Origin of the sequence: Azospirillum ramasamyi, assembly GCF_003233655.1 — a bacterium.
Classification (GTDB): Bacteria; Pseudomonadota; Alphaproteobacteria; order Azospirillales; family Azospirillaceae; genus Azospirillum; species Azospirillum ramasamyi.
The window spans coordinates 1,306,195-1,332,842 of the sequence record NZ_CP029829.1 but is presented as its reverse complement, the minus strand read 5'-3'; the positions used below and the strand labels follow the sequence as shown (position 1 = coordinate 1,332,842).

General features: G+C 64.7%; 26 protein-coding genes and 2 tRNA genes. 15 read left to right on the top strand and 13 right to left on the bottom strand.

All coding sequences use genetic code 11. The features are described from left to right. The first annotated feature begins 69 nt into the window (after positions 1-69). On the top strand, positions 70-1,155 hold the full coding sequence (locus DM194_RS06150; RefSeq protein ID WP_111066417.1) for a pyridoxal phosphate-dependent aminotransferase: 1,086 nt from the start codon (positions 70-72) through the stop codon (positions 1,153-1,155). A gap of 337 nt (positions 1,156-1,492) precedes the next feature. On the opposite strand, the gene DM194_RS06145 is transcribed toward DM194_RS06150, so the two are convergent. The 8 genes from DM194_RS06145 to DM194_RS06110 form a co-directional block, all read right to left on the bottom strand. After that, positions 1,493-1,735, bottom strand: coding sequence for a hypothetical protein (locus tag DM194_RS06145; RefSeq protein WP_246024308.1), 243 nt, complete (start codon positions 1,733-1,735; stop codon positions 1,493-1,495). Between the two features lie 152 nt (positions 1,736-1,887). Further along, positions 1,888-2,505, bottom strand: coding sequence for a GNAT family N-acetyltransferase (locus tag DM194_RS06140; protein WP_111066415.1), 618 nt, complete (start codon positions 2,503-2,505; stop codon positions 1,888-1,890). Further along, positions 2,481-2,915 (bottom strand): GNAT family acetyltransferase, encoded by a 435-nt coding sequence (locus tag DM194_RS06135; protein ID WP_111066414.1) that lies wholly within the window; start codon positions 2,913-2,915, stop codon positions 2,481-2,483. Before DM194_RS06135 ends, DM194_RS06140 begins: the two co-directional genes overlap by 25 nt. A gap of 10 nt (positions 2,916-2,925) precedes the next feature. Then, positions 2,926-3,813, bottom strand: a complete 888-nt coding sequence (locus DM194_RS06130; RefSeq protein ID WP_111066413.1) for a sulfurtransferase — start codon at positions 3,811-3,813, stop codon at positions 2,926-2,928. A 52-nt stretch (positions 3,814-3,865) separates the two neighbouring features. After that, positions 3,866-4,573 carry an alanyl-tRNA editing protein gene (locus DM194_RS06125; RefSeq protein ID WP_111066412.1) on the bottom strand — a complete coding sequence of 236 codons (708 nt, stop codon included), beginning with the start codon at positions 4,571-4,573 and terminating at the stop codon, positions 3,866-3,868. Between the two features lie 27 nt (positions 4,574-4,600). Continuing rightward, positions 4,601-5,602 (bottom strand): cysteine synthase A, encoded by a 1,002-nt coding sequence (locus tag DM194_RS06120; RefSeq protein ID WP_111066411.1) that lies wholly within the window; start codon positions 5,600-5,602, stop codon positions 4,601-4,603. Between the two features lie 125 nt (positions 5,603-5,727). After that, positions 5,728-6,336: an NUDIX domain-containing protein gene (locus DM194_RS06115; RefSeq protein WP_111066410.1), complete on the bottom strand. Its 609-nt coding sequence runs from the start codon at positions 6,334-6,336 to the stop codon at positions 5,728-5,730. A gap of 85 nt (positions 6,337-6,421) precedes the next feature. Continuing rightward, positions 6,422-7,438 (bottom strand): S1C family serine protease, encoded by a 1,017-nt coding sequence (locus DM194_RS06110; protein ID WP_111066409.1) that lies wholly within the window; start codon positions 7,436-7,438, stop codon positions 6,422-6,424. 241 nt (positions 7,439-7,679) lie between these two features. Here DM194_RS06110 and DM194_RS06105 point away from each other — a divergent pair, with 241 nt between their 5' ends. Together DM194_RS06105 and DM194_RS06100 are read left to right on the top strand one after the other, a co-directional pair. Then, positions 7,680-7,859: a hypothetical protein gene (locus tag DM194_RS06105; RefSeq protein WP_014247878.1), complete on the top strand. Its 180-nt coding sequence runs from the start codon at positions 7,680-7,682 to the stop codon at positions 7,857-7,859. 71 nt (positions 7,860-7,930) lie between these two features. Continuing rightward, entirely contained in the window at positions 7,931-8,170 is a 240-nt protein-coding gene (locus DM194_RS06100) for a hypothetical protein (protein WP_111066408.1), read from the top strand. Positions 8,171-8,196: 26 nt separating this feature from the next. On the opposite strand, the gene DM194_RS06095 is transcribed toward DM194_RS06100, so the two are convergent. After that, positions 8,197-8,451, bottom strand: a complete 255-nt coding sequence (locus tag DM194_RS06095) for a hypothetical protein (protein WP_111066407.1) — start codon at positions 8,449-8,451, stop codon at positions 8,197-8,199. A 264-nt stretch (positions 8,452-8,715) separates the two neighbouring features. After that, a tRNA-Asn gene (locus DM194_RS06090) sits at positions 8,716-8,791 on the bottom strand. Between the two features lie 386 nt (positions 8,792-9,177). Between DM194_RS06090 and DM194_RS06080 the strand changes: the two genes are divergently transcribed. The 5 genes from DM194_RS06080 (at position 9,178) to DM194_RS06060 (ending at position 14,085) form a co-directional block, all read left to right on the top strand. Beyond that, positions 9,178-10,302: a tyrosine-type recombinase/integrase gene (locus DM194_RS06080; RefSeq protein ID WP_111066406.1), complete on the top strand. Its 1,125-nt coding sequence runs from the start codon at positions 9,178-9,180 to the stop codon at positions 10,300-10,302. Between the two features lie 6 nt (positions 10,303-10,308). After that, positions 10,309-10,836: a BRO-N domain-containing protein gene (locus DM194_RS29105; protein ID WP_111066405.1), complete on the top strand. Its 528-nt coding sequence runs from the start codon at positions 10,309-10,311 to the stop codon at positions 10,834-10,836. A 62-nt stretch (positions 10,837-10,898) separates the two neighbouring features. Further along, positions 10,899-11,303 (top strand): BRO-N domain-containing protein, encoded by a 405-nt coding sequence (locus DM194_RS06070; protein WP_111066404.1) that lies wholly within the window; start codon positions 10,899-10,901, stop codon positions 11,301-11,303. 167 nt (positions 11,304-11,470) lie between these two features. Next, positions 11,471-12,139, top strand: coding sequence for a DUF3102 domain-containing protein (locus tag DM194_RS06065; protein ID WP_111066403.1), 669 nt, complete (start codon positions 11,471-11,473; stop codon positions 12,137-12,139). Positions 12,140-12,363: 224 nt separating this feature from the next. Beyond that, entirely contained in the window at positions 12,364-14,085 is a 1,722-nt protein-coding gene (locus tag DM194_RS06060) for a hypothetical protein (RefSeq protein WP_162629966.1), read from the top strand. A 119-nt stretch (positions 14,086-14,204) separates the two neighbouring features. Here DM194_RS06060 and DM194_RS28015 read toward each other — a convergent pair whose 3' ends face one another. Further along, positions 14,205-15,323: a hypothetical protein gene (locus DM194_RS28015; protein WP_162629965.1), complete on the bottom strand. Its 1,119-nt coding sequence runs from the start codon at positions 15,321-15,323 to the stop codon at positions 14,205-14,207. Positions 15,324-15,553: 230 nt separating this feature from the next. Here DM194_RS28015 and DM194_RS06055 point away from each other — a divergent pair, with 230 nt between their 5' ends. Beyond that, positions 15,554-16,111 (top strand): recombinase family protein, encoded by a 558-nt coding sequence (locus DM194_RS06055; protein ID WP_111066401.1) that lies wholly within the window; start codon positions 15,554-15,556, stop codon positions 16,109-16,111. A gap of 558 nt (positions 16,112-16,669) precedes the next feature. On the opposite strand, the gene DM194_RS06050 is transcribed toward DM194_RS06055, so the two are convergent. Next, positions 16,670-16,743: transfer RNA gene (locus tag DM194_RS06050), tRNA-Cys, on the bottom strand. Positions 16,744-17,071: 328 nt separating this feature from the next. Here DM194_RS06050 and DM194_RS06045 point away from each other — a divergent pair. The 5 genes from DM194_RS06045 (at position 17,072) to DM194_RS06025 (ending at position 23,041) form a co-directional block, all read left to right on the top strand. After that, on the top strand, positions 17,072-17,728 hold the full coding sequence (locus DM194_RS06045) for a protein-L-isoaspartate O-methyltransferase family protein (protein ID WP_111066400.1): 657 nt from the start codon (positions 17,072-17,074) through the stop codon (positions 17,726-17,728). 103 nt (positions 17,729-17,831) lie between these two features. Next, positions 17,832-18,158 carry a rhodanese-like domain-containing protein gene (locus tag DM194_RS06040; RefSeq protein WP_111066399.1) on the top strand — a complete coding sequence of 109 codons (327 nt, stop codon included), beginning with the start codon at positions 17,832-17,834 and terminating at the stop codon, positions 18,156-18,158. Between the two features lie 2 nt (positions 18,159-18,160). Next, positions 18,161-19,564: a TolC family outer membrane protein gene (locus DM194_RS06035; RefSeq protein ID WP_111066398.1), complete on the top strand. Its 1,404-nt coding sequence runs from the start codon at positions 18,161-18,163 to the stop codon at positions 19,562-19,564. Positions 19,565-19,660: 96 nt separating this feature from the next. Next, entirely contained in the window at positions 19,661-20,341 is a 681-nt protein-coding gene (locus DM194_RS06030; RefSeq protein ID WP_111066397.1) for a DUF2497 domain-containing protein, read from the top strand. 51 nt (positions 20,342-20,392) lie between these two features. Continuing rightward, positions 20,393-23,041, top strand: a complete 2,649-nt coding sequence (locus DM194_RS06025; RefSeq protein ID WP_176581371.1) for a valine--tRNA ligase — start codon at positions 20,393-20,395, stop codon at positions 23,039-23,041. 102 nt (positions 23,042-23,143) lie between these two features. Here the strand turns inward: DM194_RS06025 and mutS are convergent, their stop codons facing one another. Beyond that, positions 23,144-25,840: a DNA mismatch repair protein MutS gene (gene mutS / locus DM194_RS06020; RefSeq protein ID WP_111066395.1), complete on the bottom strand. Its 2,697-nt coding sequence runs from the start codon at positions 25,838-25,840 to the stop codon at positions 23,144-23,146. A 244-nt stretch (positions 25,841-26,084) separates the two neighbouring features. Here mutS and DM194_RS06015 point away from each other — a divergent pair, with 244 nt between their 5' ends. Continuing rightward, on the top strand, positions 26,085-26,591 hold the full coding sequence (locus tag DM194_RS06015; RefSeq protein ID WP_111066394.1) for a hypothetical protein: 507 nt from the start codon (positions 26,085-26,087) through the stop codon (positions 26,589-26,591). Positions 26,592-26,648: the final 57 nt, after the last annotated feature.

Genomic DNA, 26,648 nt, shown 5'->3' with positions numbered 1-26,648 from the left:
GCACTGGTTTGCGGTTCAATCGGTCGCCTGACGTGTTGTCGGACCGATTCGCTTACGGAGACCGAGGTTATGGACCTGCTCAGCCCCCGTCCCAGCGTTGGCCAGATCAAGCCTTACCGTCCCGCCCGTCCGCCCCGCGACGGCCGCCGGTGGATCGACCTGTCCCTGACCCACAACCCGCTCGGACCCAGCCCGCTGGCTCTCGATGCCTATTGCGAGGCGGCGGCCCGGATCCACTGCTATCCCGACTGGGACCAGGATCCCCTGCGCCAGGCCATCGCGCGCCGCCATTCCATCGACGCCGACCACATCGTCTGCACCGCCGGGTCGGAGGAGCTGATCCATCTGGTCGCCCAGGCCTTCGCCGGTCCCGGTGACGAGGTGCTGTGCCACGAGCGCGGCTATCGCGGTTTCATCAAGGCGATTCGCGCCACCGGCGCCACCGCGGTCATCGCGGCGGAGCGCGACATGGTGGTGGATGTGGAGGCGATGATCGACCGCGCGACGGAGCGCACGCGGATCTGCTTCCTCGCCAACCCGAACAACCCGACCGGCACCTATATCCCGGCGGAAGCGGTGCAGCGGCTGCGCGCCGGCCTGCCGCCGCACACGCTGCTGGTTCTGGATTCGGCCTATGCCGACTATTGCCGGATGCCGGACTACAGCGACGGGACGGAGATCGTCGAAAACTCCGACAATGTCCTGCTGATCCGCACCTTCTCCAAGATGCACGGGCTGGCCGGCCTGCGGGTGGGGTGGGGGTACGGCCCGACCACGGTGATCGAGGCGGTGAACGCCATCCGCGGCGCCTTCAACGTCTCACTTCCGGCCCAGTTGACCGCAGCCGCCGCGCTGAGCGATGCGGAGCATGAGGAAGCGACCTTCGCCCATAATGCGCAGTGGCTGCCCTGGCTGTCGCGCGAGTTGGAGCGGGTGGGACTGCGGGTCTATCCCAGCGTCTGCAACTTCGTGCTGGCCCGCGTCCCGACGGACCCGTCGCTGGGCACCCAGGCGGTGATCGACCATCTCGCCCGGCGCGGCATCCTGGTGAAGCCGGTCACCGACTATGGCCTGTCCGACTGCCTGCGCATCACCGTCGGCCGCGAGGAGGAGAACAAGGCGCTGGTCGCGGCGCTGGCCGAAATTCTCGGCTGAGGGGCGAGGATTTTTGGGAGAACAGGTGGAAGGGATTTTCTCTTCTTTTGATGCAGATCAACGAAAAGCATATCCGGTTCAGGATAAGGTTCGTCTTGTCTCTGAACCTCCCTGTATCACTGAACCGGAGCATCCGCATGGATGTCTCCGGTTTTTCTTTGTGGGATGGGCCGCCGGTGACGGGAAGAGCCGCGGGCGAAAAGCGCGGTTCCGTTGATATGCATCAACGCGGCGGACAGGGCAGGGGCATAGACCTATGACTGTCTCTAACCCTCCCTGTTTCACAGGAGGCCCGGTTCCGGTGCCTCCTGTTTTTTTGTCCGCGATCAGGCCCGGTTCAGGACGGCGGACGGGAGCGGTTCCAGCGCAGGATCAGCCCGAGCAGCGACAGCGGTACCACCACCACGGCGCCGATCAGGATATAGGGCAATGCCCAGCTGCCGGCCTCGATCACCAGCGCGGCGATATCCTGCACCGTCTGCCAGCTGTTGGTCAGGATGTTGGCTGGGTTGATGTTCAGGAACGACAGCACGAAGCCGACGACGAAGCACAGCACCAGCGTGCGAATGATCCAGCCCACCAAGTCCCCATCTCCCGCTCGACATGGCGGAGCTACCGCCTCGCCCGAAGCAACGCGCCGGTCCATGGCAGGGTTCCGGCATTCCGCGGTAGATGGGGCTGGGAGGATGGGGTGGTCAAGGGGGAGCGTGGAGGCGCAGCTTCGCGCCAGCCTCACCCCGCGAGCGGAATATGCTCTCCCGCGCTGCGCGGGAGAACGCCGTCCAGCCGCGGGTCGCGGACTTCGCGGACGACGTGGCGGGTGGGGACGAATCCCATGCTCTGGTACAGTGGCAGCGCCTTCGGGTGGTCGAAGGTGCAGGTGTTGACGAGCAGCTTCTTCGCACCGCCCTCCCACGCCTTGCGGATAGCGGTGTCGAGCAGCCAGGGGCCGAGCTTGTGGCCGATGAAGTCGGGGATCAGGCCGAAATAAGCCAGATCGGTTTCGCTGGTCCGCCGGTCCAGTTCCGCGAAACCGGCGGGCGTGCCGTCGACATACAGCACCCAGACCTCCACCAGTGGGTCGAGGATCGAGCGCTCCAGCTCCTTGCGCGGCATGCGGCGGCGTTCGTGCCACAGCCAGGGCTCTCCAACCGTGTCGTAGAGATAGCGGTAGAAGGACCAGGTCGGTGGATTCGCCCGCAGCAGCGACAGGTTGCCCTTGGGCTGGCGCACCGGTTCATGGACCGGCGGCGCGCTCATCTGCAGATAGGTGACGATCACCGGCAGATGGTTTGGCCGGCTGGCGGCGGGAATGTCGGGGCGGGTCAGGGAGTGGGGTTGTTCAGCCATTTCTGCATCATCGTAACGGGCGATCTGGCATAGCCGAGGCGTTCGTAGAAGGCCAGCACCCGTTGGTTGGTCTCCCGGACGAGGAGTTGGACCTTGGGCATGCCGGCGGCACCCAGCCAGCCTTCCGCCTCCGCCACCATGCGGCCGCCCAGGCCCCGGCCTTGCAGCGCAGGATCCACGGCGACGTAATAGATCCAGCCGCGATGTCCGTCCTGCCCGACCATGGCGGTGGCGACGATCCTGCCGCCTTCGACCGCGGCAAGCACCGCCGAACTGGACTTCGACAGCGCCAGCGCGAAGTCCGCCGCCGGATCGTTCCAGGGAACCACCAGGCCGCAGGCGGTCCAAAGCGCCACGACGGCGTCGCGGTCCTCCGCATGGCAGGGCCGGATGGTGACGGGATCGGTCACTGCCGGCGCGCTAAGGCTTCCGGGGGCCGGTTTCCAGCGGCAGATCCTCCCGCAGGCCCCATTCCGCCCAGGAGCCGTCATAGATCGCCACATCCGGCTTGCCGGCGGTGGCGAGACCCAGCGCGATGACGCAGGCGGTGATGCCGCTGCCGCAGGAGGCGACCACCGGCCGGTCGAGGTCCAGCCCGGCGGCCCGCGCCTTGGCGGCGATGGCATCCGGCGGCAGCAGGGTTTTGGTTTCCTGGTCGATCAGGTCCGTGTGGGGCAGGTTGAAGCTGCCGGGAATCCGGCCGCTGCGCCGCCCCGGCCAGGGCTCCGCCACCGCGCCTTCGAAACGCGGCTGGGCGCGGGCGTCGGTGATCTGGTCGGATTCCGCATCGATGTTGGCAAGCACCTGATCGGCGTTGCGGATCAGCTCCGGCCGCTTGCGCGCGGTGAAGTTCGCCGGCTGGACCGGGGCAGGCTCGCCCGATTCCGTTGGGCGTCCTTCCGCCAGCCATTTCGGCAGCCCGCCGTCGAGAACCGCCACACGGTCGAAGCCGAACAGGCGGAACAGCCACCAGACGCGCGCCGCGGCGGTCGCCATGCCGGCGGTGTCATAGACCACCACCGTGTCGCCGTCGCCGATTCCCAGCGCGCCGATCTTCGCGGCGAAGGTCGCTTCGTCCGGGATCATGTGCGGCAGCGGGTGGGTGTCCGGCGCCGCCACCTCGTCGACGTCGCACAGGCGGGCGCCGGGGATGTGGCTGGCCGTGAACTCCGCCCGAATGTCGCGCTTCAGGGCCGGCATGTGCCATGACCCGTCCAGCAGCTTCAACCCCGGCCGGCCGAGGTTGCGGGCGAGCCAGTCGGTGGAGACGACGGGGCCGGTCAGCGGGTCAACGGTGCTGTCGCTCATGCTGCGCGTCCTTGAATGGGATCGTTCGGGCGGAGAATCGTCGGAAAAGCGGTCAGTCCCTCAGCGCGATGACGACGCGCCGGTTCTGCTTGCCCTTGTTTTCGATCTTCGTCACCTCGATTCCGCCGATCTCGCCGGTGCGGGCGACATGGGTGCCCCCGCAGGGCTGCAGATCGACGCCCTCGACGTTCAGCAGGCGGACGCGCCCGCCGCCGGTCGGCGGCTTCACCGACATGGTGCGCACCAGCTCCGGCTGGGCCGCCATCTCGTCGTCGGTGATCCATCGGGTGCCGATGGGGGTATCGGCGGCGATCAGCCTGTTCACCGCCTCCGCGATGGCATCCTTGTCCAGCGCTTCGGCCGGGACGTTGAAGTCGAGCCGGCTCTTGTCCGCGCCGATCTGTCCGCCGGTGACCGATCCCGGCACGACCGCGCACAGCAGGTGCAAGGCGGTGTGCATCCGCATGTGGCGGTAACGGCGGTCCCAGTCGATCACCGCTTCCACCGCCGTGCCGGGGCAGGGCGGCTCCTGCCCGTCCTCCGGCACATGGATGACGTCGTCGGGGCCGCCGTCGCCCTTCACCGTGTCCTTGATGCGGACTTCCAGCCCGTCGAATCGCAGAGCCCCGCTGTCGCCCGGCTGACCGCCGCCGGTCGGATAGAAGACGGTGCGGTCGAGCCGGATGCCGCGCTCGTCCACCGCGGTGACGGTGGCGACGCAGTTGCGGGCATAGGCGTCCTCGCGGAATAGCGCGTCCATGTCTTCCCTGGGCCTCCCTTGGAGGAATCAGGCCAGCCAATCTGGCACAGGCAGATTCTTCTCACGGAGGAAGTCGGGATTGAAGAGCTTCGATTGGTAACGCTGACCCCCGTCGCACAGGATGGTCACCACCGTGTGGCCGGGGCCGAGGTCGCGCGCCACCCGCATCGCCGCGGCGATGTTGATGCCGGACGAGCCACCGAGGACCAGACCCTGGGTCTTGATCAGGTCGAAGACGATCGGCAGCGCCTCTTCATCCGGGATCTGCACGGCGTCGTCGATCGGTGCGTCTTCCAGGTTGGCGGTGATGCGGCCCTGGCCGATGCCCTCGGTGATGGAGTTGCCTTCCGACTTCAGTTCGCCCTTGGTGTAGTAGCTGAACAGGGCGGCGCCCATCGGGTCGGCGAGCGTGATGCGGATGTTCGGGTTCCGCTCCTTCAGCGCCAGCGCGATGCCGGCCAGCGTGCCGCCGCTGCCCACCGCACAGGTGAAGGCGTCGATCCTGCCGCCGGTCTGCTCCCAGATCTCCGGGCCGGTGGTCAGGCGGTGGCCTTCGCGGTTGGCCGTGTTGTCGAACTGGTTGGCCCAGACGACGCCGTTCGGCTCGGTCTTCGCCAGTTCCTCGGCCAACCGGCCGGAATAGCGGACGTAATTGTCGGGGTTGGAATAGGGGACCGCCGGGACGAGGCGCAGGTCGGCGCCGATCAGGCGCAGCATGTCCTTCTTTTCCTGGCTTTGCGTCTCCGGCATGACGATGACGGTGCGATAGCCCAGCGCGTTGCCGACCAGGGCCAGTCCGATGCCGGTGTTGCCGGCCGTGCCCTCGACGATGGTGCCGCCGGGGCGCAGCAGCCCGCGCTGCTCGGCGTCGCGGACGATGGCGAGGGCGGCGCGGTCCTTCACCGATCCGCCGGGGTTCAGGAACTCCGCCTTGCCCAGGATCTCGCAGCCCGTCGCCTTCGATGGCCCTTCCAGCCGAATCAGCGGCGTGTTGCCGATGGCGCCGATGAAGCCATTGCGGATGTCCAAGACGGGTACTCCCAAGGTCTGATGTGGATTTCTCCCGTTACTATCATGGCTGCGGTCGGCGGTTTCAAGATGAGGGTGTGAAATGCTGCATTGAACGTTTGAATTGTGTGGAAATATGGGCTTGCTCAGGGTGAGAGCCAGCGCTTGCGCAGGGACTCGCGGTGGCGGGCGAGCCAGCCGATGGCGATGATGGCGACCGAGTTGCGCAGGCGGTTCTCGTCCATCATGCGGATCGCCTCATCCGCCGGCAGGCCCATGATGCGGATGTCCTCGTGCTCCTCCTCCAGCCCGCCGGTCGCGGCGAGGTTGCGGCTGTCGACCCGGCCGCAGAAGACGGTGACCCGCTCGGTGAAGGCGCCGGGGCTGACGTAGTAATCGCAGATCTGTTCGATCTCCCGGATTTCGCAGCCGGCCTCTTCCAGCGATTCGCGGCGCGCCACCTCCTCCGGCGTCTCGCCGTCACCGACCATGCCGGCGACGATCTCGGTCATCCAGGCGGGGCCGCCCGCCGCGGCGGAACCGACGCGGAACTGCTCGATCATCACCACGGCATCGCGGTCAGGGTCGTAGAGCAGGACGCCTACCGCCTCGCCGCGGTCGCAGACCTCGCGCGGGGGCAGGACGCCGGTCCAGGTCCCGTCGAACTTCCGATGACGGAGGCGGTAGACATCGATGGTGAGGAAGCCCTTGTAGGGCGTCTGCTTGTCGAGGATCTCGATATCGGGATGGTTCATGGTCGGCGCGGTCCCACGGGATGGCTGTTTCCGGCAGGGTGCACCTCTGGAACCGGGCCGACAAGCACGCGGCCGGGGAGCCCGTTCACAGCGTCGGATTCAGCCGCAGAAAGCGCACGCGGTCGGCCGATGGCACCGGCACCGGGGTCAGGGTGGCGCCGCGCATCACCTCCAGCGGAACGACCACCCCCGCCGGCCCCAGGTCCCAGAGCTTGCGGTAGAAATCCGCCAGTCCGGTGAAGCGCTGCCCGCCGACGCCGACGATCAAGTCGCCGGGGCGCAATCCCGCCGATTCGGCGGGGCTGCGCGGCGACACCTTCTCCACCATCAGTTGCCCCATCTCCTCCCGAAGGGTGACGCCCAGCCAGGGCCGCGCCGGCTCCTGCCGGCGGCCGTAGGCGAGCAGGTCGGCCAGGACCGGTTCCAGGGCGGAGACGGGGACGAACATGTTGCCGGGAAGGCCGCGCCCCTCCATCGCCTCCATCACCAGAAGCGATCCGATGCCGACCAGCCGGCCTTCGCGGTTCACCAGGGCGGCGCCGTTGAAGGCGCGGATCGGCGGGAAGGTGAACAGCGCCTCATCCAGCAGATATTCCCAATAGCCGGCGAATTCCCGCTTGCTGACCACCTTCACGGCGGCGGCGCCGCGGCCGTCGCCGCCACTCAGCGCCAGCATCGTGTCGCCCTCCCTCACCGCCGCCGAATCGGCCAGCCGCAGCCAGGGCGCCTGGAATCCCAGTTCGGCCCGCAGCAGGCCGAAGCCGCTGACGGGATCATAGGCGATCATGTTGGCGGGATAGCTGCGCCCGTCGGCGGCGGTGACCTGGATCTCCGAGGCCTCCATCACCGTGTAGCCGATGGTCAGGATCAGGCCGGAGCCGTCGATGACGACGCCGCTGCCCTCGCGCTCCGTTCCCAGGCTGCGGGCGCTCTGGCTGTCGGCCGGCACGACGGCGCGGATGCCGACGATGGAGCGGACGACGCGATCCGGGTCCAGTTGCTCCGGTTCGGCCGCCACGGCCGGGCCGAAGGCCAGAACGAAGGCAAGGAACAGAATGCCGGCCGCCCAGCGCGGCGCGACCGGTGTTGAAACGACCCGCATGACGCCGCACTCCCGCGCAATGGCAGGGCCAGAAGGCACCCCCGTCGCCGCGCGGCCCTGTCCGTCGCGACTCGGGTGACAGAGTCATGACATTGCGTGCGAGTCGCCGCTCATCAAGCCGTCATTCGTCTTGAGCCCGGCGGGAGGCGCGGAAACATGCGTGGAAGCCGGCGTGGAAACATACCGGGGCCTCCGGTTGTTGTCCTGTGCGACCCGGAAAGCCATAAGGAAAGGCGATATCATGCCCATCAACAGCGATCAGGACCTGGAGCGGGCGGTCCAGGAGTTCCAGCGCCTCAGCGACGCGCCGGATGAATCGGAGGAGGGACGCCGCCGCAGCGTTCTGGACGCGGACATCAAGGCGTATTACGCCAAGTGCGCCAACACGCTCCGGCCGGGAAAGCCGCCCTCCACGGGCTGAGTGGAGGGAACGCGGCAGCCGGGCGGGGCGGCGGACAATGAGTCCGGCCATGAGAAGGAGACCGGTCCGCGATGAAGCGACTAGACACCTGCTACACCTGCCGGTTCTGGGAGGGGCAGGGGCTCCGCCAGCGCGGGCCGAAGGGCACCTGCCGACGCTATCCGCCGGTGGTGACCCCGCGCAGCCCCGAAGGCGATTTCCCCATCACCCTGTCCACCGACTGGTGCGGGGAATGGAAACGGGTCGCGGTCGCGGCCGGCGCCGATCCTTCCAACCCCGACGGGACGATCTACGACGATCTGGTCGAATAGGGATCTGGTCGAATAGACCGGGCGCCTCAGCGCGGATGGGGCGGGATGACCAGGACCGGCGTGTTCTCGTAGGCCTGCGGCCTGCTGTCGGCCGCCGTTCCGTTCCAATCGGCGTTGAAGGCCAGCAGGGCCAGCAGCACCGCCGCGAAGAACAGCAGGATGGCCGTGACGCAGTCGGCGGTCCGGACCGGCTGTTCGCCATCGTCGGGCGAATGTTGGTTGCCGTGGCCGTCGACCGGGGGGGCGGTGCGGATGCGTTCGGACTGGAATGGCAGAAGCACGGCGAACCTCCATCGGCTGGAGACGCCCGGCCCACGACTTAGGTCCGGAATTGTTATCAAGTCTAACGCCGCGCGGCCTCGCGCGGCATTTCGCTTCCGGCAAGTCTGGATCGTCTTTTGGGTCTAGTTCTGAGTAGAACGGCCAGCCATGGGACTTAGCCCGGCCGCTTTAAACCGAATTCGGGTACTGAAGGGTCACAGTCAAGCGGCAATAGCCGGAAAGCAGAAAAGGCCGGATGCGCTGGGCATCCGGCCTTTTCGATCTGGCTCCCGGTGCTGGACTCGAACCAGCGACAAGCGGATTAACAGTCCGCTGCTCTACCAACTGAGCTAACCGGGATCGGTGACCGGCCTTTCGGTGGCCGCCGTTGTTGGCGTGGCGGGTGTATAGCCGAACCATTCGGCCCTGCCAAGCCAATTCCGACAGAAAGATGAATTTATTTTCTGAACGGGGGCGGCGGGCGTTTCATGAGCGAAAACAAGGCCCAAACGCAAAAAGCCCCGCCGGGGCGGGGCTTTGGTCGGGCCGCTGCCCTGAGGCTTTGGCCATCGTCCGTAACTATGCTTTCACTCTGTCAGGTATGGAGGCACGGGCGGGAATCGAACCCACGTATACGGATTTGCAGTCCGCTGCATCACCACTCTGCCACCGCGTTTCTCTAAGGAAATCAATGGTCTAAGCCGCCCAATAGCCCCCTCGCTCCTTGGGAGCAAGATGGGAGCAAAATGGCTTACGTCGAGAAACGGGGGCAAAGCCTGCGGGTGGTCGTGCGGGTCCGGGGCAAGGTCGAGGCCCAACGGACTTTCCCCCTGGAAGCCGTCGAGGAAGCCCGGAAGTGGGGCGAGGAACAGGAAGCCGCCCTTGGAGTCGTGGGGAGGGGCAGGGGAGGCAAGCGCGAGTCCGTGGCGCCCCGTAGGACGCTTCAGGATGCGCCCGAACCCAAAGCGGCAGCAGACCTACCGTCTAGCGCCACAGGCTATCCCCTGACGCTCAGGGAGGCCCTTACCCGCTATCTCACCGAAGAAAGTCCAAAGAAGAAAGGCCACGAACAGGAAAAGGGGCGGATCGGCTCTTGGCTGGCCCTTCCCCTGGCCGATAAGCGGATGGTGGATATAACAACGGTGGAGCTTGTGGAATGGCGGCAGGCGGAAGAACAGCGGAAGGGCTGTAGAGGGCTTCCAATTTCTCCTTCAACAATCCGTAATAAGCTGGCGATCCTGTCCGCTATCTACCAACACGCCCGTAGCGAGTGGGCAATGCCCGACCTTCATAACCCTGTCCGCGGTGTTAAACTTCCGAAGAACCGTAAAGGACGTGATGTCCGGCTAACGGCAATCCAGCGTGAGGAACTTTGGAAGGAACTGCGGAACCCAATCCGCAAACCCTACTTGTATTATATCGCCCGTCTTGCAGCGCTAACAGCAATGCGACAGGGGGAGCTTTGGCAGATTGCACGTTGGGAGTGCTGGGATAAGGCGAACGTAATTCACCTGACAGACACGAAGAACGGCGATAACCGGGACGTTCCCCTTTCCACGGAGGCCGTGAAGGTACTGCGGGAATGGTGGGGTGAGCAAGGTAGGCCGACCACTGGCCCTCTGTTCCCCGACGTGATGCGCCCCGGCACCGTTGTTCGCTCTTACCAGAAGGTCATTAGGGCAATCCGTAAAAGAAACCCTAGCTTCCCACACATTACGTTCCACGATCTTCGCCATATCGCAGCTACTGACTTAAGCAAGCGCCTTTCCAATGTGCTTGAATTGTCGGCTGTGACAGGGCATCGCAGCATTCAGGTGTTGAAGCGTTATTATAATCCAGACGCCTCAGAACTTGCATCTAAGCTAGGCTGACAGCGGGTGAGGGGCGTTGTCCCCTCCCTTGCTTGCTGTTTCCCTTCGCAACGCTTACAGAAGCTCTTGGCGCCCTCCTTGACGCACGATGCGATTGATGTTGGTTCCTCCGCCTCCGCCTCCGCCTCCGCCTCCGCCGGCCCGATCAGCATCCGCACCGTTGAAATCGACGGGGCGCCTTGGTTCGTAGGGCAGGACGTGGCCTATTGCCTTGGCCTGAATGTTCATGCAGGCGCGGGAACCTACACCCGCGGCATTTCTGCCGATGAAAAGTGCGTGGTCCCCCGTTCAAACATAGATCCGATACATGTTTGGCCGACCCACGGGCTTACCGTGGTTTCAGAGTCCGGCCTTTACAAGGTGGTGATGCGTTCGGACAAGCCCGAGGCCCGCAAGTTTCAGGATTGGGTTACACGGGACGTGTTGCCTGCGATCCGCAAGGACGGCGGCTATATGGTGTGTAACAGGGGGAGGCGTATGGACGCCCTCAGGGACTCGCTACAGCGGCCCCGCCATCGCCCGCCACCCATGTAGCCACGCCAGCGCCAAGGGTCTTCAGCGAGTCACCCACGGGCTTCCTGAAGGACACCCGGACCATGAACGACCTGATTTGCGTTACCGCCGTTGAAGGTGAACCCCGTGTTCTGGACACGGAGCTTGCGGCGGCCCTTGGTATGCTGAACCCGCGCAAAATCCGTTCGGACATTATCGCAGCGAACCGGGCCGAGCTTGAAGGCTTTGGACCCCTTTGGAGTGAACGCCTCCGAACTGGTGGCCGTCCCCCTATCGCCTACTATCTGAACGAAGAACAGGCCCTTCTAGTCGCCATGTTCTCCCGTACCGAAAAGGCGAAGGAGGTTCGGGCAACCTTGGTCCGGGTGTTCGCCGCGTATCGCCGCGGTGATCTGGTGCAGGCTCCCCCGGCGTTCCGGGTGCCCCAGACGTTCGCGGAAGCCCTGCGGCTTGCTGCGGACAATGCAGCCTTGGTGGCGCTGGCGTGACTGAGAGAGCCTAAGGTCTGAAGCCTCTCCTTTAGCCTTAGAGCGCAACATATAGTGCCCAATAATCTTTCTGACTACCATTAGTCGGAATACTCCTGGCCGCTTCGGCCGCCAGCCATATTAATCCCCCCACCCTTAGAGAACCACGCACTCTGAGGGACCAAAAGATGCTGCCGACTATCGCCGTAGACCTGCCTTTCCTGGCCCGCGAAGTGAACGATGCCCACGCCCAGACCCAATACCACGCCAAGGGGATGCTCTTGGAGGCGAAGCGGGCCGGTGAGGCATTGGTGAAGGCCAAGGGCCTGTGCCCGCACGGAACGTTCAAGGATTGGGTGCAGGCACACTGCCGCCTCAGCTACCGCCAAGCCACCGCCTATATGCGTGTCGCCAAGCTGTCCAAAGATGCGGACCTCCGCACTTTTGACGGCGGCATTGACGCCTTCCTTCAGACGTTCGCAACCAAGCGTATCAAGGACCCTGCCCCCGAGTTCACCCATCGTGATGCGGATTACGTTCTGCGCATCCATGTTCTTGCCGAGCGGGGAGCGGAGCATGAACGGGATGTGGCTGCGGACAAGCTGACCCAGACAGCCGAGCGGTTCGGAATGACGGCTGAAGCCATGGTCAAGCAGGCACACAAGCTGCGCCCGAACAACGACCTTACCGACGCCGAAAAGGAAGCCAGAACGTTTGAAGAATGCCTGAAGGCACAGGCTTCGGCTTTTCAGGAACGAGAAGCCATTTTCCGGGAATTGGAAGAACAGTTTTCCAACACACCGAAAGAGGACCTTCTTCGCATCCTGACTGATCTTCGGATCAAAGGTGTTTGGTAAGCGCTGGAAGTGGCAGGTAAATTTTACTTGAAGCGCTGAAGCCAAAACAAGGGGGGCGCCTCTATTAAAGAAGAAGAGAAGCTTCCCCTCTAATTTCAATCACAATCCCAAACAGGAAAACCATGGAACCTATCGCTCTCCCAGCCAATACGGCTGCGGACAATGCACTGCCGTGCCCTACGGACCATGAATGTGGTTCGCTCTCCACTATCACGATTGATTGTTTGAAGGAGTATTTCACTTCGGTGGGCCATAGCCCCAGCCCCTCAATGTGGGAAGCGCTGTCCGATCAGGCCAAGGCCATGGAGGCAATGGCGGATGGTACGGCCCTTCCGTCTCTCTACCTGTCGTCCTTGGACCCAGGGGTAGGCAAAACGCAGACCCTCTACGCCTTTGTCCGCAACCTTGTCCGCTCCCCCGCCCATGCCGGTGTTGGGGTGCTGATCTGCCTTGGTCGGCTGGAAGAGGTCCGCAGCTTCGTACAGGGCATGAACGCATTCGGGGTTCTACCGCCTGCCGCCGTTGCCGTCATGACCAGCGACCCCGCCCTGAACGCCCTTGGTCATCCGGTTCCCCAAGAGGCGCAGGTGCTGGTAACGACCCACCAGCGTTTGGAGCGGATGCGGGGCCGTCGGTTGTCCGATGCTTCCGCCTTCCTCTACCAGGGCAAGCCAAGGGCGGTTCGGGTGTGGGATGAGTCGTTCCTCCCCGCCCGTGCCGTGGTGCTGAACACCAACACCATTGCCGGCCTGCTGGAAACTCTGTCCACCATCAACCCGGACCTACGCGCCCGGATCATGGCGACGGTAAATGAGGTCGAGGGGCTACCCGACAATAGCGCCTACACCGTTCCCGACTTCGCGGGGGAGTTCGGCATTGGGCTTCCGAAGGTGATTCGGGCAATGGGGCGGAGGGCGCCCACAAGGCTGAAGGATGCGGCAGCCGATCTGTGGCACCTGTCAGGGCGAACAGTCAGCATCCGATGTGGCAACCGGGACGGATGGTCCTTGGTGGATTACCGGGACAGCCTTCCACCTGATATGGCCCCCATGCTCATTCTGGATGCATCGGGGCGTGTCCGGGTCACCTATGACGACATGGAAGCCCGCGGCTTGCTGGTGAGGCTCCAATCGGCTGTGAAGCGGTACGACAACCTCACCGTCCATCTGTGGGACAAGGGGGGTGGGAAATCCTCCTTCTCCAACCACGGAGACGAACTGTGCAAGGAAGTCGCCCGCATGGTCCTGACGAAGCCGCAGGAACCTTGGTTGGTGATCGTCCACAAGCCCCACCCGACCGGCGGAGATTATGAGCGACTGATTCGCCAGCACCTACAAGGAGCCGATGTGGACGTAGCCTTCCTGACGTGGGGCAACCACATGGCAACCAATGCCTACGTGGATCGGCCGAACGTGATCCTTGCAGGTACGCTGTTCTACAGCGACGCCCAGTATGAGGCCCTGAAGCGCTCTGTTGCCGATCAGCGGGCATCCGACGCCTGTGTGAGCGCTGAGGCGCTGGCGCGGGTGAAGATGGGGGAAACGATGCACCATCTCCTACAGGCCCTCTGCCGGGCTTCTGTGCGTCGCTGTGAGGGTGATGGCTGCCCCCTTACCGATGCCTATGTCATCGGCAGCAGCCGCCATGATTTCCAAGGAGCGATTGCGGAAGCGTTCCCAGGTGCGAGGGTGAAGCCATGGCGACCTGAGGGGCTAAAGTTGACCGGGTATGTCACAAAAGCGATTGCCTACCTGTCGGAAATGGCGAAGGTCATTCAGGCAGGCGCTAAGGTGAGGTTCAAGCAGGTTGCGTTGGCGATTGGCATGAAACCCGAGAACTTCAACAAGGACGTACGGGAACATCCGGCCTTCAGTGAGGCTCTGGACGAACTCGGCATTGTCGAGGTCGGAGGAACTTCGCGAAAAACCTCATTCCAATTTTCGTGATAACGTTAGGGGCGGTCGGAGAAGGGCGGCTATCTCGATCAAATGCTGAAGGGCCGAAGACATCATATTGTCTCGGCCAACAGGCTGTTTAAATCCGTGCTCATATTATTCAGGAGCCCCTAACAGTCCTTTAACAGTGAGCCAACATCAAAGCCGTCATATCTTATCTTGTCGTCAGATATTTTGCATGGGACCGGAAATTCTTCTAGCGGAATGCGAGCCCAAGGGTTCGGTATGTAGCATGAGCGGCTCATATCATAACAATGTGGTTTTAGATCCGCACAGAGAAAGATACCGCTTATCTTGGTGTTCTCATTTGGAGAAAGAACCCCAGGCACAAATTCGTAGTCCATTTCCGTTTCTTCGTCATCCGTGAAGACAAGCTTCTCCGCTCCCAGTATGTCTCCTCTGGGGAAAACGAAAGTGAACGGGGACGGTTCGCTGTAACTAATAGCTAGAACGATTGGCAGATCGCTGCCTGAATATTTCTTTGCTTTTTTGGAAATCTTTTTTGCTACCCCGCCGTCTTCCTGAAACCTTAAATTCACCCTGCTCATCCAAAAATGTAGGCTCGGAGCCTGAGTTATGGGTGGGGCTTGGCGAGGGCATACTGTTACGATCAGTTCGCCATCAGGTTCCAATTTAATTACCAATGCAGGCTGAGAGTCAGAAGGTATCGGATTTTCTGGTTCATTACTAAAAGTATCGTGAATTTTTGCGAAAAGATCCCAGTTTAAGCTCTTCGGCTTAACAGGATATTCCATAAGTTTTCGGCGAACAGCGTCTTCATTCAAGCCAGATAGCCAATTTTTAACTTCCAGAACAAGGCTAGACAGCCGGATATCCTTTTTGACGGTCCCAACGATGCTAGCCTTGATGGCAAAATTCTCACTGCCAATCGCTTCTATTGATTTTGACATGAAATCAAGGCGCCGCCGTTCTTTGTGCTCGGCATCCGTGACGCCAGTGACTACAGACGCTTCCAGGTAAAAGGCCTGTCCCTGTGGTGGCTTTATGAGGAAGTCTGGACGCTCGCGTGAATTCGGAAGAGAAGGATGTGGAGAAATTTCACAGCCTAGACGTTTCAACATCACTTGCAATGCAAGCTCAAAAAAAGCTCCTTCCTGCCCTCTGTCGTTTTCGTTAGTGAGGCGGCGCCAAAGCTCCCCGTCTGGATCGGCAGCGAAATTTTTATACCACCTTTCGATGGAACCTTCTTTATTATCGGATTTCATCATTTGAACACCAAGCGTCTAAGCATACGACAACGAGAAAATAATTCACCAACTAGAGGCTCCACAAGCCCTCCGTGTCGTGCAGCGGTTCGTCGTTGTTCCAATAGACCGTGACCTAGCGAGTCGTCTCACGCCCACGCCCAAGCCGTCCCAATGAAATCCCTATTGCCATTTTGGGACGGCAAGGCGATAACGTCTAAGGGTTCATTGAGACACTTGGGACGGAACAGGCCATGTTGATCGGCTACGCTCGCACCAGCACCCTTGATCAGAAGGCCGGCATTGAGGCACAGGCCCGTGACCTTCAGGCGGCGGGATGCGAGAGGTTGTTTCGGGAACAGGTGTCCTCTGTGGACGTGGCGAACCGGGAACAGCTTGCCATTGCCCTCGACTTCATCCGGGAAGGGGATGCCCTGGTAGTGACGAAGCTCGACCGCTTGGCCCGCTCCGTCGCCCATTTGATGACGATCCTCGACGCCCTGAAGGCCAAGGGCGCATCCCTGCGCATCCTGAACATGGGGATCGACACCAGCACCCCCACGGGCAAGCTGATGCTGACCATGCTTGGTGGCGTGGCGGAATTTGAGCGGGATATCATGCTTGAACGACAGCGCGAGGGCATCGCCAAGGCCAAGGCTGAGGGGAAGTATAAGGGCAGGAAGCCCACGGCACAGGCCAAGGCGGAAGACGTGATGGCCCTGAAGGTGCAAGGTGTGGGTGCCAGTGAGATAGCCAAGCGACTCGGGATCGGCCGTGCTAGCGTCTACCGCATCCTTGGTGCCGATGCCTAAACCGCGGGGCAGGGCAGGGCGGTAGGAGTCCCAAGGGACCGGAAGACACTCCCGACCCTCCCCCGGCCCTTCGTAAAACCGACTTCAAAGAATGAGGCTTTAGGGCTGTTGATTGGTTGTTGTTTCGGCCCTTCACGGTGGGGAAGCCCGCTAGAATTTTCTCAAGAGACTCCCGGCACCCCCACCCCCCCTTCAATCTTCTATTCGCGAATAGGGGGGTACCATTCCGTAAATCGGCCCCACCGGGGGGAGGCGCGGCGCCTGTATTATAACTGTCTCGTCCAAACTGTAGGCCCGTGGCGCCTTTGCTCCCATTCTGCTCCCACAGCACAAAAGGCTTCCCTGCGATGCATGAAGGGAAGGGGCTGGACTGCGGCGAGTCGCTGAGGCAGATAGGGGGCATTCGTCGGGCAACGGATCAGCCGTGGGAGCAAACGCCCACAGCAGGCCGAAGCCTTGGGTGCAATTGGGAGCAAGATGGGAGCAAATTGGGTGCCCTGCGCCAACTAGGCTTCAGGGCTAAAGGCTGAAAACCCTAAGGTTTCCAGAGGGTTAGGATGGAGGCACGGGCGGGAATCGAACCCACGTACACGGATTTGCAGTCCGCTGCATCACCACTCTGCCACCGCGCCATCCTGACCGGCACCGGCGCGCCGTTTCCGGTGCGCCCTCGGTGTGGAGCGGTGGTATAGCGGCACGGAAGGGAGCGGTCAAGGCGAATGGTGACGATTCTTGAACATCGTCGAATCTCCGGCGCAGACCCGTCCGCCTGCGCCATCCGATGCGGTCGTTCGGGGGCCGTTTTTCCAGTCTCCGGCAAAGCCCCCGCGCAGCCCCGGGCCGGGTACCCTGTGGCGTTGTGTTCGTCCGGCCTTTGCGGCTATATACGGCCATGGCAGGAAGCCGTTCGCTGTTCGGCTTGGTGCCGGTGTCGTAACAACACATCAATAAGCGACCGCCATGACCGATTTCGCCGCCGCACGCTATTTCATGGTCGAGGGACAGATCCGCCCCAACAAGGTGACCGATCATCGTCTCGTCGATGTCCTGTCGGAGCTTCCGCGCGAAGCCTTCGTACCTGAGTCGGCGCGTGGCGTCGCTTATGTCGACGACGATCTTCCCATCGGCAAGGGCCGCTTCCTGCTGGAGCCGATGGTGTTCGCCCGCATGTTGCAGGCGGTCGCCGTGCAGGAGACCGACCGGGTGCTCGACGTCGGCGCGGCCGGCGGCTATTCCACCGCCGTGCTGGGCCGTCTGGCCGCCTCCGTGATCGGGCTCGACTGCGACGAGGGGCTGACCGCCGCCGCGACCGCGGCGCTGGCCGGGCAGGGCATCACCAATGCCAAGGCCGTCACTGGCCCGCTGGCGGAGGGGTACGCCCAAAATGCCCCTTACGATGTCATCGTCATCGAAGGTACCGTGCCGGAGGTGCCGGCCGCGCTGACCGAACAACTGGCCGAAGGCGGACGCCTCGTCGCGGTGGTTCAGGGCAGCGGCAGCGTCGGGGAGGTCCGCCTGTTCCAGCGTACCGCGGGAATCGTGTCCAGCCGCATCCTGTTCGAAGCCAAGCCGCACGCTCTGCCGGGCTTCGAGAAGAAGGCGTCTTTCGTGTTTTGACCGGTTTAGCCGGTTGGAGAGGTCTTTGAACTGAACCGTGCAGTTTACCTCTGTGCGGTTCTGCGCTACCGTCGCCGCCATCCCTGCACGAAAGTGAACACCCATGGCCGCACCGTTTGAGATCGAGGTGGAAGAACTGGACCGTCGCCGGAAGGCCGGCGACGCGATGGTCGTCCTCGACGTGCGCGAACCGTGGGAGTTCGCGCTGTGCGCCATCGACGGCAGCCTGCACATCCCGATGAACGGGCTTCCCGGCCGGGTGGACGAGCTGCCGACCGACCGCGACGTCATCGTCGTGTGCCATCACGGCGGGCGCAGCGCGCAGGTCACCATGTGGCTGCGTTCCAAGGGCTTCGACCGTGCCATCAACCTCGATGGCGGCGTCGATGCCTGGGCGCGCCGAATCGACCCGAACATGAAGGTCTACTGAACATGACCGTGCGAAGCCGCTTTGCGCGCCGTTGGCTGCTGGCGACGGCCCTGACCCTGACCGCCACCATGGGCACAGCAGTGACCGGCGGTGGTACGGCCCAGGCGCAGTCCCTCGAGCAGGCACTCGCCCAGGCCTACGCCAACAACCCGACGATCGGCGCCCAGCGCGCCCGCCTGCGCGCCGTCGACGAAGGTGTGCCCCAGGCGCTGTCCGGCTACCGGCCGACGGCGCGGGTCACCGCCGGCATCACGCGCTCGATGGGCGAATCGACGTTCGAAGGCGGTTCGACGGGGTCCCAGGCCAATTCGAAAAGCCTCGGCGTCACCGCGACCCAGCCAGTCTACGACGCCACCGTCGCTCCCGCCGTCCGCCGGGCCGAGCGGCTGGTCGAGGCGCAGCGCGCCACCCTGATCGCGTCCGAACAGTCCGTGCTGCTCGGCGCGGCGCAAGCCTATCTCGACATCGTCCAGAACCAGGCCATTCTGCAGCTGCAGATCAACAACGAGCAGGTGCTGCGCCGGCAGCTGGACGCAGCCCGCGACCGTTTCCGCGTCGGCGAATACACCCGCACCGACGTCAGCCAGTCCGAGTCGCGCCTGTCGGCCGCCATCGCGTCGAAGATCTCGGCCGAAGGCACGCTCCGCGCCTCCCGCGCGACCTACGAGCGTCTGGTCGGATCGGCCCCGGGCGAGCTGAAGGCGCCCAAGCCGGGCTTCCGTCTGCCGAAGACCCTGGACGAACTGGTCGAGCTGGCCCGCTCCAACAACCCCAACGTGCTGTCGGCTTCCTATTCCGAAGCGGCCCAGCGCGAGGCGGTGGACCAGCAGTACGGCCGTCTCCTGCCGTCGGTGAACCTGTCGGCCAGCGGCAACCGCGTCTATGATCCCGGCCGTACCTCCGGCGTCGAACTGAACCGGTCCGACAGCGCGCAGATCACCGCCCAGGTGACCATCCCGCTCTATCAGGCCGGCCAGCCCGAAGCACTGGTCCGCGAGGCGAAGCAGACGGCCAACCAGGCCCGCCTGCAGATCGAGGAGACCCGTCGCCAGGTGACCGAATCGGCGGTCAGCGCCTGGCAGTCCCTGCAGACCGCGCGCGCCAGCATCGAATCCTACACCGCGCAGATCAAGGCGGCGCAGATCGCCCTGGAAGGCGTGCGTCAGGAGGCGCAGGTCGGCTCGCGCACCGTTCTGGACGTGCTGAACCAGGAACAGGAACTGCTGAACGCCCGCGTCTTCCTGGTGCGTGCCCAGCACGACGAGATGGTGGCGGCCTTCAACGTTCTGGCGGCCAGCGGACAGTTGACCGCGGACCGGCTCAATCTGCCGGTCCAGAAATACGACCCGCAGGTGAATTACGACAGGACGCGGGGCAGGTGGTTCGGAACGTCGGTGACCGAATGAACGAAGCGGCCCGCGAAAGCGGGCCGTTTTTGTATTATGGCTTTTTTGTCAGCCCTGCCCTAGGTTTGGGTCAGGTTGACGTCTCGGGTTGCCAAGATGAGCGATAAGGGCCAGCAAGAACCTTCGATGGAGGAAATCCTCGCCTCCATCCGGCGGATCATTTCCGAGGACGGCGAGCCGGCCAAGTCGGAAACCCAGGCGCCTTCGCCGCCTCCTCCGCCGCCACCCCCTCCGCCGCCTCCTCCACCCCCGCCGGTGGACGAGGACGACGACGTCCTGGAACTGACCCAGATGGTGGAGGACGAACCGGACGAACGCCCGGCCTTCGGTCAGCCGGACCCCGATCCCTGGCCCGACGAGCCGGCCTTCCCGGAACCGTCGCCTCCGCCGCCCCCGCGCTGGGAGGAGCCGGAGCCCGAGCCCATGCCGCCGCCGCGCCCGCCGCGCCGGCCGATGCCGGCCTTCGACGAGTTCGAGGATGACGAGCCGCCGCCCCCGCCGCGTCCGCGCCGCCGGCCGGTCGAGGTCGATGACGGGCTGATCTCCCGCCGGACGGCGGAAGACGCCTCGCACCACCTGACCCATCTGGCGCGAGAGCTGGGCGACGACCTGTCCATCGGCCCGATGCCCATCGGCATACGCACGGTGGAGGAGGTGGTGCGCGAACTGCTGAAGCCGCTGTTGAAGGAGTGGCTGGACGAGAACCTGCCGACGGTGGTCGAGCGGCTCGTACAGCAGGAGATCGACCGCATGATCCGGCGGTCGCAGAAGTTCTGATCCCGCCTTCCTGAGTCCCGGTTGAGACGTTTCTAGCGAAAGTTCGTGGTGATGTTGGAAAAGACGTACCGGCCCGCCGAGGTCGAGGAGAAGCACTACCGCCTGTGGGAAGAGTCGGGCGCCTTCGGGGCCCAGCCGCAGGGGAACGGCAAGCCCTACACCATCATGATGCCGCCGCCGAACGTCACCGGCAGCCTGCACATGGGCCATGCGCTGACCTTCACCATCCAGGACGTGCTGACCCGCTACAACCGCATGCGCGGCCGCGACGCCCTGTGGCAGCCGGGGACCGACCATGCCGGCATCGCCACCCAGATGGTGGTGGAGCGCAACCTCGCGAAGGACGGCAAGACCCGCCACGATTTCGGCCGCGACGCCTTCATCGACAAGGTTTGGGAATGGAAGGCCGAATCCGGCGGCACCATCACCCGGCAGCTGCGCCGCCTCGGCGCCTCGCCGGACTGGCCGCGCGAGCGCTTCACCATGGACGAGGGGCTGAGCCGCGCCGTCCGCAAGGTGTTCGTCGAACTGCATCGCCAGGGGCTGATCTACAAGGACAAGCGGCTGGTCAACTGGGACCCGAAGCTGCACACCGCCATCTCCGACCTTGAGGTCGAGCAGAAGGAGATCAAGGGCAACCTCTGGCACTTCCGCTACCCCATCGACGGGGAGGAGGGCCGCTACATCGTGGTCGCCACCACCCGTCCGGAAACCATGCTGGGCGACACCGGCGTCGCGGTGCACCCGGAGGACGAGCGGTACAAGGATCTGATCGGCAAGATGGTCCGCCTGCCGCTGGTCGGCCGCCTGATCCCCATCGTCGGCGACGAGTATGCCGATCCGGAAACCGGGTCGGGTGCCGTCAAGATCACTCCGGCCCACGACTTCAACGACTTCGAGGTCGGCAAGCGCTGCGGGCTCGAGCAGATCAACATCATGGACCGCGACGCCCGGCTGAACGACAACGTTCCCGAGGCCTATCGCGGGCTCGACCGCTACGAGGCGCGCAAGCGGATCGTCGCCGATCTGGAGGCGCTGGAGCTTCTGGAGAAGATCGAGCCGCACACCCACATGGTCCCGCACGGCGACCGTTCCGGCGTCGCCATCGAGCCGTGGCTGACCGACCAGTGGTATGTCGACGCCGCGACGCTGGCCAAGCCGGCGATCGAGGCGGTGGAGACCGGCAAGACGGTCTTCGTGCCCAAGCAGTGGGAGAACACCTATTTCGAATGGATGCGCAACATCCAGCCCTGGTGCATCAGCCGCCAGATCTGGTGGGGCCATCAGATTCCGGCCTGGTACGGCCCGGACGGCGCCTTCTTCGTCGAGGAGACGGAAGAGGAGGCGCGCGCCGCCGCCCTCAAGCATTACGGCAAGGACGTCGAGCTGACGCGCGACGCCGATGTGCTGGACACCTGGTTCTCGTCGGCGCTATGGCCCTTCTCGACGCTGGGCTGGCCCGACCAGACGCCGGAGCTGGAGCGCTACTACCCGACCGACGTGCTGGTGACCGGCTTCGACATCATCTTCTTCTGGGTCGCCCGGATGATGATGATGGGCCTGCACTTCATGAAGGATGTGCCCTTCCGCACCGTCTACATCCATGCCCTCGTCCGCGACGAGAAGGGGCAGAAGATGTCGAAGTCGAAGGGCAACGTCATCGATCCGCTGGAGATCATCGACCAGTACGGCACCGATGCGCTGCGCTTCACCCTGTCGGCGATGGCGGCGCAGGGCCGCGACATCAAGCTGGCGGTGAACCGGGTCGAAGGCTACCGCAACTTCGCCACCAAGCTGTGGAACGCCGCACGCTATTGCCAGATGAACGGCTGTGAGCCGGTCGCCGGCTACAAGCCGGTCGGCCTGACCCAGACGGTCAACCGCTGGATCGTCGGCGCGCTGGCCGATGCGGCGAAGAAGGTCGCCGATTCGATCGACGCCTACAAGTTCAACGAGGCCGCCGGTGCCGCCTACCAGTTCACCTGGGGCACCTTCTGCGACTGGTACATGGAGTTCACCAAGCCGATCCTGGCCGGGTCGGACGAGGCGGCTAAGGCGGAAACCCGGGCGACCACCGCCTGGGTGCTCGACCAGATCCTGCACATCCTGCACCCGCTGATGCCCTTCATCACCGAAGAGCTGTGGGAGCAGCTGTCGCCGGCCCGCGCCAACCGCCTGATCTCGGCGGAATGGCCGGAATTCGCCGCCGACATGGTCGATCCGGCCGCGCGCGACGAGATGGATTGGGTGGTGCGTCTCATCACTTCGGTCCGCTCCATGCGGTCGGAGATGAACGTGCCGCCGGCGGCGCAGATCGAACTGAAGCTGAAGGATCCGAACGCGGTCAGCCTGAAGCGGCTGGACACCCACCGCGACCTGATCCTGCGCATGGCCCGCCTGTCCAGCGTCGAGCCGCTGCAGGGCGACGTGCCGAAGAGCAGCGTGCAGGCCGTGCTGGATGAAACCACGCTGGTGCTGCCGCTGGAAGGCATCGTCGATCTCGACAAGGAGAAGGCGCGCCTGTCCAAGGAGATCGACAAGCTGACGGGGGAGATCAAGAAGATCGACGCCAAGCTGTCGAACGAGCAGTTCGTCGCCAAGGCCCCCGAAGAGGTGATCGAGGAGCAGCGCGACCGCCGCGAGGCCGCCGACCAGGCCCGCGACAAGCTGCAGAAGGCGCTGGAGATGCTGGCCGGCTGACGAACCGCCGCCGGTAACGGAAAAAGCCCCTCCCTCGCGACAGCGGGGGAGGGGCTTTTCTGTTCGCGGGCATCGTTCCCGGAAGCGGGGCAGGGGCTTGGCTCAGCCGCGCAGCAATCCCCGCAGGCGGTAAAGCTCGTCCAGCGCCTGACGGGGTGTCAGGCTGTCCGGGTCGATCCCCGCCAGGGCTTCCTCGACCGGCGACGGCCCGGCGGGCGTCTCGGCCACCGGCTCCGCCTTCGGCGCCGGCCGCTTCAGCGCGGCGCTGAACAGCGGCAGGTCTTCGGCCAGCCGGTGGATCGTCGCGTTCTGGTCGCCCGATTCCAGCAGCTTCAGCACCTCGTCGGCCCGTCCGACCACCGCGGGCGGCAGGCCGGCCAGCTTAGCGACATGGATGCCATAGCTGCGGTCGGCGGCGCCGGCGGTCACCTCATGCAGGAACACCACGTCGCCTTGCCACTCCTTGATCCGCATGGTGTGGCAGGACAGCGCCGGCAGCTTCGATGCAAGCATCGTCAGTTCATGGTAATGGGTGGCAAACAGCGCCCTGCACCGGTTCACGTCGTGCAGATGCTCGACGCAGGCCCAGGCGATGGACAGGCCGTCGAAGGTCGCGGTGCCGCGCCCGATCTCGTCGAGGATCACCAGGGCGCGGGAACCCGACTGGTTCAGGATCGCCGCGGTTTCCACCATTTCCACCATGAAGGTGGACCGCCCGCGGGCGAGGTCGTCGGCGGCGCCGACCCGGCTGTAGAGCCGGTCGACCACGCCGATATGCGCCCGCTCCGCCGGCACGAAGCTGCCCATCTGGGCCAGCACGGCGATCAGGGCGTTCTGGCGCAGGAAGGTCGATTTACCGGCCATGTTCGGACCGGTGAGCAGCCACAGCCGGTTGTCGGGCGCAAGATCGCAGTCATTCGCCACGAACGGCCCGCCATGGGCGGCGTCCAGCACCGCCTCCACCACCGGATGCCGGCCGCCCTTGATGGAGAAGGCGAGGCTGTCGTCGACCAGCGGCCGGCTGTAGCGCCGCTCCTCCGCCAGTTCGGCCAGGGAGGTGGCGACGTCCAGCGCCGCCAGGGCATGGGCGGCCTGGGCGATGGCATCGGCCCGCGCCGTCACCGCATCCACCAACCCGGCGAACAGCTCCAGCTCCACCGCCAGCGCCCTGTCGGCCGCCTCGGAGATGCGGCGTTCCAGGTCCGACAGCTCCACCGTGCCGAACCGCACGGCATTCGCCATGGTCTGTCGGTGCATGAACACCTCGCGGCCCTTGTCGGACATCAGCTTGTCGGCATGGGCGGCGGTGACCTCGATGTGATAGCCCAGCACGTTGTTGTGCTTGACCTTCAGCGACGGCACCCCGGCGATCTCGGCGTATTTCGTCTGCAGACCGGCGATCAGCCGCCGGCTCTCGTCGCGCAGCGTCACCAGCTCGTCCAGCGCATAGCTGTAGTCGCGCGCGATGAAGCCGCCGTCGCGGGCCAGCAGCGGCAGTTCCGGCGCCAGCGCCTGGGTCAACTGGTCGACCAGTTCCGAATGGGCGCCCAGCCGCTTGTCGAGCGCCGCCAGCCCGTCCGGCAGCGGCATGGCCCCGGCCAGCAGCTCGCGGATCAGACCCGCCTGCCGCAGCCCGTCGCGGATGGCGGCCAGATCGCGCGGTCCGCCCCGGCCCAGCGTCAGGCGCGACAGCGCGCGTTCCAGGTCGGGACAACTGCGCAGGGACTGGCGCAGCTCGCCGCGCAGCCGCTCCTCCGCCAGCGCGAACTCCACCATGTCGAGCCGGCGGCCGATGGCGGCGGGATCGGTCAGCGGCGCGGCGAGATGGGCGCAGAGCAGCCGGGCGCCGGCCCCCGTGACCGTGCGGTCGATGGTGGCGAGCAGGCTGCCGCGCCGCTCCCCGGTCAGCGTCCGGGTCAGTTCCAGATTGCGGGCGGTGGAGGCGTCGATCTCCAACAGCGCGCCCGGCCCGACACGCCGCGGCGGCGACAGCCGGGGCACGCGGCCCTTCTGCGTCAGCTCGACATAGCCGACCAACGCACCGGCCGCCGCGACCTCCGCCCGGGTGAAGTTGCCGAAGGCGTCCAGCGTACCGACTCCGTACAGGGTCAGCAGGCGCTGCTTGCCGTTCTCGCTGTCGAAGCGCGGGGTCGGCTGCACGGTCAGCCGCGATTTCCACTCCCCCCAAAGCTCGAACAGTTCCGGCGTCTGCGACAGCTTTTCGGAGATCAGCACTTCCTGCGGGTCGAGCCGGCCCAGCGCGGCCCCGAGCCCCGTCCTTTCCACCGGCTGCACCACCAGTTCGCCGGTCGACATCTCCAGCCATGCCAGCCCCAGCCCGCCGGCCGCCTCCGCCACCGCCGCCAGCCAGTTGGAGGAGCGGGAGTCGAGCAGGCTGTCCTCGGTCAGGGTACCGGGCGTGACGATGCGGATGACGCCGCGCTTCACCACCGATTTCGACCCGCGCTTCTTCGCCTCCGCCGGGTCTTCCATCTGCTCGCAGATGGCGACGCGGAAGCCCTGGCGGATCAGGCGCTGCAGGTAATTCTCGTGGCTGTGCACCGGCACGCCGCACATGGGGATGTCCTCGCCCAGGTGCTGGCCGCGCTTGGTCAGCGCGATGTCCAGGGCCGCCGCGGCATTCACCGCGTCGTCGAAGAACATTTCGTAGAAATCGCCCATCCGGTAGAACAGCAGGCAATCGGGATGCGCCCGCTTGATCTCCAGATACTGCGCCATCATCGGGGTGGCGTCGGGCGGAATGACGATCTCGGCGGCGGTGTCGGACACGGGAACCATGAAGCGGTGGATGGGTGTTGTTTCAGGCGCGCACCCTATCACGGGATATGCAGCCGCGGGATAGGCGGGATGGCCGGTGCCTGTACAATCCGGCCTTTGGGGACCGATCGGGGCTGCGACTCCGTCGCGGTTGACGAGGGCTTGCCGCCGGCCGCTACAATAGGGCATGCCCCCGGCTGAGAGCCCGCGGCGGACCTGCGCGGTCGGACGGAACTCCGGCCATGAAAATAGGGAGACGGCCATCATGACGCAAACGACCCAGGACGCAGCGCCCGCCGAGGTGCGGGAGGTCGTTGCCCTCTTTTCCACCCGTGCCGGCTTCGACCGGGCGGTCGAAACACTGCTGGCCGCCGGTTTCGATCGCGCCGACCTGTCGATTCTGGCCAGCCATACATCGCTCGAAGCCGCCGACCCGAAGGGACAGCCGCGGGACGAGGCGCTGACCGGTCTGGTGGGCGAGCTGAAATACGCTTTCCCCCTGACCACCGCCGGCCTGATCGCCCTCGTCGCCGGACCGATCGAAGCGGCGTTGGCGGCGATCGTCGCCGCCGGTGTCGGCGGAGTGGCGATCAAGGATTATCTGGACGAACTCACCAGCCACCCCAAACCCGACGAGTTCGCACGCGCCCTGGAGGCCGGCGGCATTATCCTGTGGGTGCGCGTCGCGACGGCGGAGCAGGAACGGGAGGCATTGGCGCTGCTCGACCGCGAAGGCGGCGAGAATGTCCATGTTTCGGTGCGCGAGGCGTGAGGCGGACCTGCGGTCCTCAGCCCAGGCGGCTCCTGCTCCAAGGGGCATGAAGCCGGT

Excerpts from the sequence above, each read along its gene's own strand:
- DM194_RS06100 (WP_111066408.1), top strand. The coding sequence starts at position 7,931 with ATGAAGCGACTAGACACCTGCTACACCTGCCGGTTCTGGGAGGGGCAG.
- mutS (WP_111066395.1), bottom strand. The coding sequence starts at position 25,840 with ATGGTTCCCGTGTCCGACACCGCCGCCGAGATCGTCATTCCGCCCGAC.
- DM194_RS06035 (WP_111066398.1), top strand. The coding sequence starts at position 18,161 with ATGACCGTGCGAAGCCGCTTTGCGCGCCGTTGGCTGCTGGCGACGGCC.
- DM194_RS06015 (WP_111066394.1), top strand. The coding sequence starts at position 26,085 with ATGACGCAAACGACCCAGGACGCAGCGCCCGCCGAGGTGCGGGAGGTC.
- DM194_RS06030 (WP_111066397.1), top strand. The coding sequence starts at position 19,661 with ATGAGCGATAAGGGCCAGCAAGAACCTTCGATGGAGGAAATCCTCGCC.
- DM194_RS06040 (WP_111066399.1), top strand. The coding sequence starts at position 17,832 with ATGGCCGCACCGTTTGAGATCGAGGTGGAAGAACTGGACCGTCGCCGG.
- DM194_RS06045 (WP_111066400.1), top strand. The coding sequence starts at position 17,072 with ATGACCGATTTCGCCGCCGCACGCTATTTCATGGTCGAGGGACAGATC.
- DM194_RS06070 (WP_111066404.1), top strand. The coding sequence starts at position 10,899 with ATGAACGACCTGATTTGCGTTACCGCCGTTGAAGGTGAACCCCGTGTT.
- DM194_RS06110 (WP_111066409.1), bottom strand. The coding sequence starts at position 7,438 with ATGCGGGTCGTTTCAACACCGGTCGCGCCGCGCTGGGCGGCCGGCATT.
- DM194_RS06065 (WP_111066403.1), top strand. The coding sequence starts at position 11,471 with ATGCTGCCGACTATCGCCGTAGACCTGCCTTTCCTGGCCCGCGAAGTG.
- DM194_RS06150 (WP_111066417.1), top strand. The coding sequence starts at position 70 with ATGGACCTGCTCAGCCCCCGTCCCAGCGTTGGCCAGATCAAGCCTTAC.
- DM194_RS06080 (WP_111066406.1), top strand. The coding sequence starts at position 9,178 with ATGGCTTACGTCGAGAAACGGGGGCAAAGCCTGCGGGTGGTCGTGCGG.
- DM194_RS06055 (WP_111066401.1), top strand. The coding sequence starts at position 15,554 with ATGTTGATCGGCTACGCTCGCACCAGCACCCTTGATCAGAAGGCCGGC.
- DM194_RS06105 (WP_014247878.1), top strand. The coding sequence starts at position 7,680 with ATGCCCATCAACAGCGATCAGGACCTGGAGCGGGCGGTCCAGGAGTTC.
- DM194_RS06115 (WP_111066410.1), bottom strand. The coding sequence starts at position 6,336 with ATGAACCATCCCGATATCGAGATCCTCGACAAGCAGACGCCCTACAAG.
- DM194_RS28015 (WP_162629965.1), bottom strand. The coding sequence starts at position 15,323 with ATGATGAAATCCGATAATAAAGAAGGTTCCATCGAAAGGTGGTATAAA.
- DM194_RS06140 (WP_111066415.1), bottom strand. The coding sequence starts at position 2,505 with ATGGCTGAACAACCCCACTCCCTGACCCGCCCCGACATTCCCGCCGCC.
- DM194_RS06125 (WP_111066412.1), bottom strand. The coding sequence starts at position 4,573 with ATGGACGCGCTATTCCGCGAGGACGCCTATGCCCGCAACTGCGTCGCC.
- DM194_RS06025 (WP_176581371.1), top strand. The coding sequence starts at position 20,393 with ATGTTGGAAAAGACGTACCGGCCCGCCGAGGTCGAGGAGAAGCACTAC.
- DM194_RS06130 (WP_111066413.1), bottom strand. The coding sequence starts at position 3,813 with ATGAGCGACAGCACCGTTGACCCGCTGACCGGCCCCGTCGTCTCCACC.